Annotated in this window: 11 protein-coding genes and 1 pseudogene; 10 read left to right on the plus strand and 2 right to left on the minus strand. The window is 45.5% G+C overall.

Features of this window, described 5'->3' with window-relative positions; translation table 11 throughout:
- The first annotated feature begins 5 nt into the window (after nt 1–5).
- A complete protein-coding gene (locus AB447_RS10590) occupies nt 6–4,322 on the plus strand; it encodes a PolC-type DNA polymerase III (RefSeq protein WP_057957556.1) in 4,317 nt (1,438 codons plus the stop codon).
- A 467-nt stretch (nt 4,323–4,789) separates the two neighbouring features.
- On the plus strand, nt 4,790–4,933 hold the full coding sequence (locus AB447_RS25770; protein WP_156183651.1) for a hypothetical protein: 144 nt from the start codon (nt 4,790–4,792) through the stop codon (nt 4,931–4,933).
- Nucleotides 4,934–5,157: 224 nt separating this feature from the next.
- Here the strand turns inward: AB447_RS25770 and AB447_RS27230 are convergent, their stop codons facing one another.
- Both AB447_RS27230 and AB447_RS10595 read right to left on the minus strand, forming a co-directional pair.
- On the minus strand, nt 5,158–5,283 hold the full coding sequence (locus AB447_RS27230; RefSeq protein WP_269430296.1) for a hypothetical protein: 126 nt from the start codon (nt 5,281–5,283) through the stop codon (nt 5,158–5,160).
- Nucleotides 5,280–6,386 (minus strand): response regulator aspartate phosphatase, encoded by a 1,107-nt coding sequence (locus AB447_RS10595; protein ID WP_053071270.1) that lies wholly within the window; start codon nt 6,384–6,386, stop codon nt 5,280–5,282. The genes AB447_RS27230 and AB447_RS10595 overlap by 4 nt, the downstream gene beginning before the upstream one ends.
- Before the next feature lie 298 nt (nt 6,387–6,684).
- Here AB447_RS10595 and AB447_RS26755 point away from each other — a divergent pair.
- The 8 genes and pseudogenes from AB447_RS26755 to rbfA all read left to right on the plus strand — a co-directional run.
- Nucleotides 6,685–6,897, plus strand: a pseudogene (locus AB447_RS26755) (hypothetical protein); the annotation flags it as partial.
- Nucleotides 6,898–7,092: 195 nt separating this feature from the next.
- Entirely contained in the window at nt 7,093–7,566 is a 474-nt protein-coding gene (rimP, locus tag AB447_RS10600; protein WP_048354591.1) for a ribosome maturation factor RimP, read from the plus strand.
- A 31-nt stretch (nt 7,567–7,597) separates the two neighbouring features.
- Nucleotides 7,598–8,713 (plus strand): transcription termination factor NusA, encoded by a 1,116-nt coding sequence (nusA, locus tag AB447_RS10605; RefSeq protein WP_048354590.1) that lies wholly within the window; start codon nt 7,598–7,600, stop codon nt 8,711–8,713.
- A gap of 13 nt (nt 8,714–8,726) precedes the next feature.
- Nucleotides 8,727–9,002 (plus strand): RNase P modulator RnpM, encoded by a 276-nt coding sequence (gene rnpM, locus AB447_RS10610; RefSeq protein ID WP_082094016.1) that lies wholly within the window; start codon nt 8,727–8,729, stop codon nt 9,000–9,002.
- Nucleotides 9,003–9,305 carry a YlxQ family RNA-binding protein gene (locus AB447_RS10615; RefSeq protein ID WP_048354589.1) on the plus strand — a complete coding sequence of 101 codons (303 nt, stop codon included), beginning with the start codon at nt 9,003–9,005 and terminating at the stop codon, nt 9,303–9,305.
- Between the two features lie 19 nt (nt 9,306–9,324).
- Nucleotides 9,325–11,493, plus strand: coding sequence for a translation initiation factor IF-2 (infB, locus tag AB447_RS10620; RefSeq protein WP_057957557.1), 2,169 nt, complete (start codon nt 9,325–9,327; stop codon nt 11,491–11,493).
- Nucleotides 11,490–11,768: a DUF503 domain-containing protein gene (locus tag AB447_RS10625; RefSeq protein WP_048354588.1), complete on the plus strand. Its 279-nt coding sequence runs from the start codon at nt 11,490–11,492 to the stop codon at nt 11,766–11,768. The genes infB and AB447_RS10625 overlap by 4 nt, the downstream gene beginning before the upstream one ends.
- An 18-nt stretch (nt 11,769–11,786) precedes the next feature.
- Nucleotides 11,787–12,137 carry a 30S ribosome-binding factor RbfA gene (gene rbfA / locus AB447_RS10630; RefSeq protein ID WP_046128919.1) on the plus strand — a complete coding sequence of 117 codons (351 nt, stop codon included), beginning with the start codon at nt 11,787–11,789 and terminating at the stop codon, nt 12,135–12,137.
- Nucleotides 12,138–12,162: the final 25 nt, after the last annotated feature.

The following is a 12,162-nucleotide window of genomic DNA, read 5'->3' on the forward strand; positions in this document are numbered from 1 at the left end:
CTGTCTTGGAAGACCAGCTTTCTGTCAACAGAAGACAGTTTCAAATTCTTCTGCAGCAGCTGAATTTTACCGAAGATACAGTGATCCGCCATCTTGAAGGCGGGCAGATCATCAAGCTAACCGTTCATAAAAACAAGAAGACCTGGAATTTCCACTTTCAATTTAAAGCCGTGCTGCCGTATCAGGTTTTCGAACGATTTCATCACCAGCTGACACGCACCTTTTCCCATATCGCACAAGTGACATGCTCAATCGAAGCCGAAGACCGGACGGTGGACGAGCAGCTCATCCAGGACTACTGGACGCGCTGCATTCAAGAATTAGACGGCATTTCTCCGCCGATTTTAACGCTTTTGAATGAGCAAAAACCTAAACTTTCAGGGAATAAACTCGTACTGAAAACGAAAACAGATACAGAAGCTTCCGCACTGAAGAAAAAATACGCTTCACTCATCCAGGCAAGCTACCGGATGTTCGGGTTCCCCGAGCTTCAGCTCGAGACTGAAATTTTCGTATCGGATCAAGAGATTCAGAAATTCAGAGAACAAAAGCTGGCTGAAGACAAGGAACGTGCCCTTCAGGCCTTAATCGAAATGGAAAAGCAGGATAAAGAAAGCGCTGAAGATGAGGCGCCGCAAGGACCGCTGCAAATCGGCTATCCGATCAAAGACACGGAAGAAATCAGAACGCTTGACAGCATCATGGATGAAGAGCGGAGAATTACGGTTCAAGGGTATGTGTTTGATGCTGAAACAAGGGAACTCAAGAGCGGAAGAACGCTTTGCATCTTTAAAATCACCGATTATACGAACAGCATCCTCATCAAAATGTTCGCCCGCGAGAAAGAGGACGCAAACCTGATGAAATCCTTGAAAAAAGGGATGTGGGTCAAGGCGAGGGGAAGCATTCAAAACGACACGTTCGTCCGCGATTTAGTCATGATCGCCAACGATGTAAATGAAATCAAAGCGAAAACGCGCGAAGATAACGCACCGGATGACGAAAAACGGGTCGAACTTCACCTCCATTCGCCGATGAGCCAAATGGATGCCGTTTCAAGCATCGGCAAGCTTGTCGAACAGGCGAAAAAATGGAACCATTCCGCCATCGCAATCACGGATCACGCCGTCGTACAGTCGTTTCCGGATGCGTATGCGGCAAGCAAAAAGCACGGCGTAAAAATGATCTATGGACTTGAAGCCAATCTTGTCGATGACGGCGTGCCGATCGCTTACAATCCCGCGCACCGCCTTCTTGAAGAAGAAACCTATGTCGTATTTGACGTCGAAACGACGGGGCTGTCGGCTGTATACGATACGATCATCGAATTGGCTGCTGTAAAAGTAAAAGGCGGGGAAATCATCGAGCGTTTTGAAAGGTTTGCTAACCCGCATCGTCCTTTATCAGCTACGATCATTGAGCTGACGGGAATCACGGATGATATGCTCAAAGACGCACCAGATGTTGAAGAAGTGATCAGAGATTTTAAGGAATGGATCGGAGACCATACGCTTGTCGCCCACAATGCGAGCTTTGACATGGGGTTCATCAATGTCGCCTATAAGCGGCTGCTGAAAACCGAAAAAGCGCAAAATCCTGTCATCGATACGCTGGAACTTGGACGTTTTCTTTATCCTGAGTTCAAAAACCACAGACTGAATACGCTCTGTAAAAAGTTCGATATCGAGCTCACGCAGCACCACAGGGCGATTTATGATACAGAAGCGACGGGCTATCTCCTCGTGAAAATGCTCAAAGACGCGGCTGAAAAAAATATTTTGTATCATGACCAGCTCAATGAAAACATGGGGCAGTCGAATGCGTATCAGCGCTCAAGACCTTATCATGCGACCCTTTTGGCGGTAAACGAGACAGGCTTAAAAAACCTGTTCAAACTCGTTTCGCTGTCACACATCAACTATTTTTACAGGGTGCCGAGAATTCCGCGGTCACAGCTGGAAAAGCATAGAGAAGGCCTTTTAGTCGGTTCGGCGTGCGACAAAGGCGAAGTATTTGAAGGCATGATGCAAAAATCGCCGGAAGAGGTCGAGGAGATCGCTTCGTTCTATGACTACCTTGAAGTGATGCCGCCTGAAGTCTACCGCCATCTGCTCGAGCTTGAGCTGGTCAGGGATGAAAAAGCGCTCAAGGAAATCATCACAAACATCACAAAGCTCGGGGATAAGCTGAACAAACCCGTCGTGGCAACAGGAAATGTGCATTACTTAAATCCGGAGGACAAAATCTACAGAAAGATTTTGATTTCCTCGCAGGGCGGCGCAAATCCGCTGAACAGGCATGAGCTGCCGAACGTTCATTTCCGCTCAACGGATGAAATGCTTGAAGCCTTTTCATTCTTGGACAAGGAAAAAGCGAAAGAAATCGTTGTCACAAATACGCGGATGATCAGCGAAAAAATCGAAGAAATCAAGCCGATCAAAGATGATCTCTATACGCCGAAGATCGAAGGGGCAGATGAAGAAATCCGTAACATGAGCTATGAAAAAGCAAAAAGCATTTATGGCGAAAATTTGCCCGAGATTGTGGAGAAGCGGATCGAAAAAGAGCTGAAAAGCATTATCGGCCACGGATTTGCCGTTATTTATCTCATTTCCCATAAGCTCGTAAAACGCTCTCTTGATGACGGTTATCTCGTCGGCTCAAGGGGATCGGTCGGTTCTTCACTCGTTGCGACATTAACGGAAATTACCGAGGTCAACCCGCTGCCTCCGCACTACGTCTGCCCTGATTGCTGCCATTCGGAATTTTTCAATGACGGATCTGTCGGCTCGGGATTCGATTTGCCTGACAAAGACTGTCCGAAATGCGGAGCCGTCTATAAAAAAGACGGGCACGATATTCCATTCGAAACGTTCCTGGGCTTTAAAGGGGACAAGGTTCCGGATATCGATTTGAACTTCTCCGGGGAATATCAGCCCCGCGCCCACAATTACACGAAAGTGCTGTTCGGGGAAGATAACGTCTACCGCGCTGGAACGATCGGCACGGTTGCCGAAAAAACGGCTTACGGATATGTCAAAGGGTATGCGAACGATAACAATCTGCATATACGCGGGGCGGAAATCGACCGCCTTGTGCAGGGGTGCACCGGTGTTAAGCGGACGACGGGCCAGCACCCGGGCGGAATCATCGTCGTTCCGGATTATATGGACATTTACGATTTTTCACCCATCCAGTTTCCGGCAGATGCCACCGATTCAGAATGGAAAACGACCCACTTCGACTTCCATTCGATTCACGACAATCTGCTGAAGCTCGATATCCTTGGACACGATGATCCGACGGTGATCCGCATGCTTCAGGATTTAAGCGGAATCGATCCGAAGACGATTCCGACCGATGATCCGGAAGTCATGAAAATCTTCCAGGGGCCGGAGTCTTTAGGCGTCACAGAAGAGCAGATCGGCTGTAAAACCGGTACGCTCGGAATCCCTGAATTCGGAACCCGTTTCGTCAGACAGATGCTTGAGGATACAAAGCCGACGACATTTTCCGAGCTCGTCCAGATTTCCGGACTTTCTCACGGCACGGACGTCTGGCTCGGAAACGCACAGGAGCTCATTCATAATAATATATGCGAGCTGAGCGAGGTTATCGGATGCCGCGACGATATTATGGTGTATCTCATCTATCAGGGTCTTGAACCTTCCCTGGCCTTTAAGATTATGGAGTTTGTCCGGAAAGGGAAAGGCTTGACTCCGGAGTGGGAAGAAGAAATGAGGAATAATAATGTTCCCGAGTGGTACATCGATTCATGCAAGAAAATCAAATACATGTTCCCGAAAGCCCACGCCACCGCCTATGTGCTGATGGCCGTCCGGATCGCATATTTTAAAGTGCACCACCCGCTGCTTTATTACGCAGCGTACTTTACGGTCCGCGCCGATGATTTCGATATCGATACGATGATCAAAGGCTCGACCGCGATCAGAGCCGTCATGGATGACATCAACAGCAAGGGGCTCGATGCTTCTCCGAAAGAGAAAAGCTTGCTTACCGTGCTTGAGCTGGCGCTTGAAATGTGTGAAAGGGGATTTTCTTTCCAAAAGGTGGATTTATACAGGTCAAGCGCCTCAGAATTTATCATTGACGGCAACAGCCTGATCCCTCCTTTCAACTCCATTCCGGGCCTTGGTACAAACGCAGCTTTAAATATTGTCAAGGCAAGGAAGGAAGGCGAATTTCTTTCAAAAGAAGATTTACAAAAAAGGGGAAAGGTTTCGAAAACCCTTATGGAATACTTGGAGAGGCACGGCTGCTTAGAGTCGCTTCCGGAACAGAATCAGCTTTCTTTATTCTAAAACTGCCGGCTTTGTCGGCAGTCAGGCTGTCGAGAAAATCGACAGCCTTTTTTAAATAAAGAAAAGTCTTCTAAAAGGACGGTGTCTGCTCATGTTCCACACCAGAAATTCTTCCCATAATGAAGCTGAATTTGTATTGCTTGATCAGCTTGTCGAAGAGGAGCACCCGATCCTTAAAATTGGAAATTATATATCAGCTTCCCAAATTTGCCGAAAAATCATCGTTTTCTCTCTTTCGTGTCACTAGCGCTTCTTGCTTGAGTAACCACTGAAGAAGAAATGAAACCCGAGCGGGAGCGACTACCGGGAACATTGAGTGGGAAGCGGAAACAGGAGAACATGTAATCATACTATACGCTCCAAAATCCGATGACTTCCGTAAGTACACAATTAATATAACGGAAGATACAACAAGGTTTATAAATAATAAATAAAAGAGCCCCAGGTTTTTATGTGGGGGCCCTTTTTTGGCTTATCGACTGCCGCATACGTTACAGCTGTCGCCGTCCGCAAACCCGTCCGTGATATACGCCGTCGGCCTCCCGGTACCGGTGAGAGCTTCAGTCACGAAAAGATCTGCTGCCTCGCGAATCCAGGTCATTTATTCTTGAGCGGCTATTAAAGAAAATTTTCTGTGAATTTAAAGACAAAAGGAAATAAAATGAGACTAGAGTTATAGGCAATTGCACAAAAAAGAGCGGGATATTGGAAGATTTCCGCTCTTTCATGGAAATATAATGCAGTTGAACAATAACACACTTGTGTCTTAGCGTTTTAAGGAATTTGTCGCGAAACGAGAGAATTTTTTATTCATTGAATACCGCTCCTATTGTGTTTATGTAATTGCTTTTTCAGCTACTTGAAAATCTGGTGTTCCACCAGTAATGGCTTTTTCAAGAGGGCCAAAAGCAAAAGTGATTGTAAGGATGCTTAAAATTCCGATGATACTCAGTTTTTTCATGCTAACGCCTCCATTACTTTCATAATTTGATTTTTTGCTTTTAATGCTCTTTTATAGTATTCAACAGCCTTAGTTAAATTTCCTTTTTTTAAATAATATTCCGCAATTTGTTCATTAAGTTCTGATGTATCTGGCCATAGATTTTTTTGTTCAAGGTATTGTAAAGATTCATTTATTATAGAATCATTATGGCAATCATATAAAGCATGGATCAGCTTTAGTTTTGCTTTGTATTCCTTTTCTTTTAATGATTTGGCCTTTGCAAGACCCTTGTCATACCAATTCCTCGCTTCGGCAATTCGACTATTTCTGAAAAGAACACTTGCTATCATATATAAACTCCTAACACCATTTATTGATTCTGAGTGCTCTTTAATATGAGCAGCTCTTATAAAATATTCTTCAGCTAGTTTAGGGATATTTTTTCTGTCATAAATTAAACCGAGATTATGATAAACTATGCCAACTTCTTTTGGAAATCCTGAGCTTTTGGCTTCATTCAAAGCTTTTTGATAATGCTCTTCTGCTTGGGAAAATCTATACATATCGTACATGTTAGCTCCAAGAATCATTTCACATTTAATCGATCTGTGCTTATATTCTTCATGTTCTCTAAAAATGCTTCTTGCTTTTAACGCATGGCTTATAGAAATAAGATGTTGGTCTATCTGATAATATGCTTCGGCAATCTTATAATGGAATTCTGCGTGTTCTATTTGGTCGGGGATATTACGGAGTTTTGCTTCTGCCAGTTGATAGAAGCTTATAGCTTCAACATAGTTCTTTTTGTAAAACTCATATACACCTGAGAAAAACAACGAATAATAAACGATCATATTATCGGTGTTTTCTTCGCCAATACCCTTGATGATACCATAGGCTTTATCAGTTTCCTCAAGTTTTTCTTCTGATAACACCTTGTAGCGAAAATCTAAGAGGTTGAAATAAATAAGAAGTTCCTGATTTTCATCCATATGAGGCAGCAAACCATGGATTTCCTCTTTTAAAGCAGCTGCTTCTGTGGTTTGATGACGTTTAATCATGCCATACCATTGATTCAGCATTTTTGCCACTTTTTCGGGGGCTATTTTCGTCTCCAACATGTTAGCATTCTTCCTCTCTTGTTGTTTTAAATATTTAGAAAATTAAAACCGATCTCATCCCTCTTAATTCCCATTTTACAAAAAAGAACTTTCATTTACAATGTTCATCCAAAATTGATGATATGTGTAAATTAATCGTAACATTTAGAGCAGTGGAGGTAGGGGAGTATATCCCTTTCATTTTGAGACAGAATTTTAAAAATAGGATTTATTACGATTTATTTTCTGTATACGATATTATGCATTCTTATGAGATAAGACATCTCCATTCATATACATAACAAACCCCTTCTTTTGCACCTGGCTTGATATCATCGAGTCACAGGACGGCGCCGGAAGCCAATTTTGGATTTTAACCGGCGTTCAGGACGACGGCACCCTTTATCCGGATTATGACGGCTTCCGAATTATTCATCCGAGCACGTCTGCTTCCGTCATTTCAGAACATGCAGAGCGAATGAACGAAAAGTCGTTAAAAATAAAGGAGAAAACCGCAACCGGTTTGCAATAAAAATATGGTTATGGTATAGTTTTATTGGAAATGCTAACGATAGCCGAGGCGAAGAGTGGGGAAACCCGCTCTTTTGTATTGAACAGGCAATTTTGTCTCGACATGTTCATCGTCTTTTCTTTAGCCCCTGCTTCTTAAAAAGCGGGGTTTTTACGAGAAAGCTGATGAATGGGAGCCTGCACAAGGAGGAAAAGTATGAGTAGCAAAGTGGTCGAAACAGCAAGCGAAATGGTTCAGCCCATATTAGACAATCTTCAGCTCGAACTCGTTGACATCGAATTTGTCAAGGAAGGGCAAAACTGGTTCCTTCGCGTGTTTATTGATTCTGATGACGGCGTCGACATCGAAGAATGTGCAAAGGTTAGCGAAGCGCTGAGTGAAAAGCTTGACGAGGCTGATCCGATTCAGCAGAACTACTTTCTTGAAGTATCATCTCCCGGAGCTGAACGGCCTTTAAAGAAAGAAGCCGATTTCACAAAAGCGCTCGGAAAAAACGTATATATTAAGACATACGAACCTATTGAAGGCAATAAAGAATTCGAAGGCAAGCTTTCTGCATTTGACGGTGAAACCGTAGAAATTACAGTCACGATCAAAACGCGGCAGAAAAAAATCCAGATTCCGTACGAAAAAATAGCAAAAGCAAGGCTGGCTGTTTCGTTCAATTAATTTTTGACTGTTTAAGGGGGAAACCATACACATGAGTAGTGAGTTGTTAGATGCCCTGACTATTCTTGAGAAAGAAAAGGGAATCAGTAAGGAAATTATTATTGATGCAATTGAGGCTGCGCTCATTTCCGCATACAAGCGGAACTTTAACCAGGCGCAGAATGTCAGGGTCGATTTAAACCGCGACACCGGCACAATCCGCGTTTTCGCACGCAAGGACGTCGTGGACGAAGTCTATGATCCGCGCCTTGAAATCTCGATTGAAAACGCAAGAAACATCAACCCGAACTATATTGTCGGGGACGTCGTGGAAATAGAAGTTACCCCGAAAGATTTCGGCCGCATCGCCGCCCAGACGGCGAAGCAGGTGGTTACTCAGCGCGTCCGCGAAGCCGAGCGGGGCGTCATCTATTCAGAATTTATCGACCGTGAAGAAGATATCATGACAGGCATCGTCCAGCGGATCGACAATAAGTTCATCTACGTTTCTCTGGGTAAAATCGAGGCGCTTCTGCCGGTCTCTGAACAAATGCCGAATGAGGTCTACAAGCCTCACGACCGGATTAAAGTGTACATCACAAAGGTCGAGAAAACGACGAAGGGTCCGCAGATTTATGTTTCAAGAACTCATCCCGGATTATTAAAGCGCCTCTTCGAAATCGAAGTTCCTGAAATCTACGATGGAACCGTCGAGCTTAAGTCTGTGGCGAGAGAAGCCGGAGACCGCTCGAAAATCTCCGTCCGGACGGACGATCCAGACATCGATCCGGTCGGCGCCTGCGTCGGCCCTAAAGGACAGCGCGTGCAAGCGATCGTCAATGAACTGAAAGGCGAGAAAATCGACATCGTCCACTGGTCAAGCGATCCCGTCGAATTTGTCGCCAATGCGCTGAGCCCTTCCAAAGTCCTTGAGGTCATCGTCAATGAGGAAGACAAGGCGACTACCGTCATCGTCCCTGATTACCAGCTTTCGCTCGCCATCGGCAAAAGGGGCCAAAACGCCCGGCTGGCCGCAAAGCTGACAAGCTGGAAAATCGATATTAAAAGCGAAACAGATGCAAGGGAACTTGGGATTTATCCAAGGGAGCTTGAAGAAGAGTCTGAAGAGCTCTTTTTAGAGAGCGAAACTCCAGAAACGGATGAATAAGAGGTGACCTTTGGTGAAAAGCCGAAAGAAGATCCCGCTTCGAAAATGCGTCGTAACAGGGGAAATGAAGCCTAAAAAGGAGCTCATCCGCGTCGTCCGCTCCAAAGAAGGGGAAGTTTCAGTAGACCCGACTGGCAAAAAGAACGGCCGGGGAGCTTACCTTACGCTTGATAAAGACGTAATCTTAACCGCAAAAAAGAAAAACAGCTTAGCAAATCAGCTTCAGGCACAAATTGATGATCAGATTTTTGATGAATTGCTGGAACTGGCGGAAAAGGAGACCAGATAGATGTCGGAATCAGAATGGTTTTCCTTGCTGGGCCTGGCGAATCGAGCTCGAAAGGTCGTCTCCGGAGAAGACCTGGTTGTGAAGGAAATCAGGCATTTGCGCGCAAAGCTTGTTTTGCTTGCAGAAGACGCATCAGCCAACACGGAGAAAAAGGTAACCGACAAATGCAAGTACTACGGCGTGCCGTGTAAAAAAGTCGGAGACCGTACGATTCTCGGCCGTGCAATCGGCAAAGAATCCCGTGTGGTAGTGGCCGTCACTGATCAAGGCTTTGCGCAAACGTTGCTCCGAAAGCTCGATTAATTTTTTTGGGGGTGAACGAATGGCTAAAATGAGAGTTTATGAATATGCAAAAGCCATAAATGTTTCAAGTAAGGATGTCATCGCGTCGTTGAAAGATATGAATATCGAAGTCAATAACCATATGGCAATGATTGAAGAAAATGCAATCAAACAGCTTGATAAAAAATTCAAAAAAGGCGCCGGACAGCCTGCCGGAAATAAGCAGGCCGAAAACAAAAAAAGCGCCGATCGAAGCGGCCAAAAACCTCAGCAAGAAGCCGCAAAACAGAATGCCGGAACTAAGCCAAACAAAAATCGAGACGGAAAGAAGAATAACGTGCAAAATACTCAATTTAACAACAAAAACAAGAAGAAAAATAACAACAACAAAAAAAACAAGCGCAATAAAAACCATCAATCTCCGCAGGAGAAGCAGGTTAAACCGAAAAAGGAACTCCCTGAAAAAATTTCATTTACAAATTCAATGACGGTCGGCCAGCTTGCCGAAGAACTCGGCAAAGAGCCGTCAGAAATCATTAAAAAACTGATGCTGCTCGGAACGATGGCGACGATCAACCAGGATCTCGACAAAGACACGGTTGAACTGATCGCTTCCGAATACGGCGTTGAAGTCGAAGAAGTCATCGTCCATGAAGAAACCGAATTTGAAAAGTATGAAGAGCCGGATCGCGAAGAAGATCTCGAAATCCGTCCGCCTGTCGTGACGATCATGGGTCACGTCGACCACGGAAAAACGACGCTTCTTGACAGCATCCGCAAAACGAAGGTTGTCGAAGGAGAAGCAGGAGGCATCACACAGCATATCGGTGCTTATCAAATCGAAGAAAACGGCAAAAAGATCACGTTCCTCGATACGCCGGGACACGCCGCATTCACGACAATGCGCGCCCGCGGAGCGGAAGTAACCGATATTACGATTCTCGTTGTTGCGGCTGATGACGGAGTTATGCCTCAGACGGTCGAAGCGATCAACCACGCAAAAGCTGCAGAGGTGCCGATTATCGTCGCTGTTAATAAAATCGATAAGCCGACGGCAAATCCGGACCGCGTCATGCAAGAGCTGACAGAGCACGCCCTCGTTCCGGAAGCATGGGGAGGAGACACGATTTTCGTTCCGCTTTCCGCCCTTTCAGGCGAAGGAATCGACGAGCTGATTGAAATGATTCTGCTTGTCAGCGAAGTAGAGGAGCTCAAAGCGAATCCAAACCGCAGAGCGAAAGGAACGGTCATCGAAGCCGAACTTGATAAAGGTAAAGGTTCTGTGGCAACATTGCTCGTCCAAAACGGAACGCTTCACGTCGGAGATCCGATCGTTGTCGGAAACACATTCGGCCGCGTGCGTGCGATGGTCAACGATGTCGGCAGACGCGTCAAAGAGGCCGGCCCGTCAACTCCTGTTGAAATCACAGGTCTGAACGAAGTTCCGAACGCCGGGGATCAGTTCCTTGTCTTCAAAGACGAAAAAACGGCCCGCTCGGTCGGTGAAGCGCGTGCTTCCAAACAGCTTGAAGAACAGCGAAGCGATAAAGCGAAACTCAGCCTTGACGACTTATTTGAACAGATCAAACAAGGCGACGTCAAAGATATCAATCTTGTCGTAAAAGCCGATGTTCAAGGCTCTGCTGAGGCGCTGGCAGCAGCTCTGCAAAAAATCGAAGTGGAAGGCGTCAGGGTGAAAATCATTCATACGGGCGTCGGCGCGATTACCGAATCAGATATCATTTTGGCTTCCGCGTCAAATGCGATCGTCATTGGGTTTAATGTAAGACCTGACGGTAATGCTAAGAGTACCGCCGAAGCCGAAAATGTGGATATCCGCCTTCACCGCATCATCTATAAAGTCATCGACGAAATTGAAGCAGCGATGAAAGGCATGCTTGATCCGGAGTACGAAGAAAAAGTGATCGGCATGGTCGAAGTCCGTCAAACATTCAAAGTCTCTAAAATCGGCACGATTGCCGGGGGCTATGTGACGGAAGGTACGATCACGCGCGACAGCGGAATCCGCTTAATTCGCGACGGCGTCGTCATCTTCGAAGGCGAAGTCGATGTGCTCAAACGCTTTAAAGATGACGTAAAAGAGGTTTCACAAGGATATGAATGTGGTATCACCATTAAGAATTACAATGACATCCGCGAAGGCGATATGATCGAAGCGTATGTCATGCAAGAAATTGAAAGAAAGTGATCGGTTTCGCCGAATGCGAATGCATCATCTATGATGCATCCTCACTCAAGGAAAAACGGGCGGTTCTGAAGCGGATCATCACAAGGATCCGAGGCAGGTTCAACGTGTCTGTCTCAGAGATTGCCTACCAGGATTCGTGGCAGCGCACAAGCATTGGAATCGCCGCCGTTTCTTCCTCTCGCGTTCAAACGGAAAAAGAGCTTCAGCGGGTTCTAAGCTTTATTGACTCTTTTCCGGAAATCGAACGGACGATCACGAGAACAGAGTGGTTTTAACGTAGAGGTGGTATGGACATGAGTATGAGAGCTACCCGTGTGGGTGAACAGATGAAAAAAGAACTTGGCGACATTATCGGAAGAAAGCTGAAAGACCCGAGAATCGGGTTCTTAACGGTTACCGATGTCAGCGTCTCCGGCGACTTGCAAATCGCCAAAGTGTACATTTCCGTTCTTGGCGATGAAAAGAAAAGAGAAGAGACGCTAAAAGGCCTGGCAAAAGCGAAGGGCTTTATCCGATCCGAATTGGGGAATCGGATCAGGCTCCGCAAAACACCTGAAATCCAGTTTGAATTCGATGAATCAATCGATTACGGAAACCGCATCGAAACATTGATCCATGAACTGCATTCAGACAAAGAAGAATAAACAGCTAAACAAGAGGATAGGCGGC

The sequence above is a fragment of the Bacillus glycinifermentans genome (assembly GCF_001042475.2).
GTDB classification, from domain to species: Bacteria; Bacillota; Bacilli; order Bacillales; family Bacillaceae; genus Bacillus; species Bacillus glycinifermentans.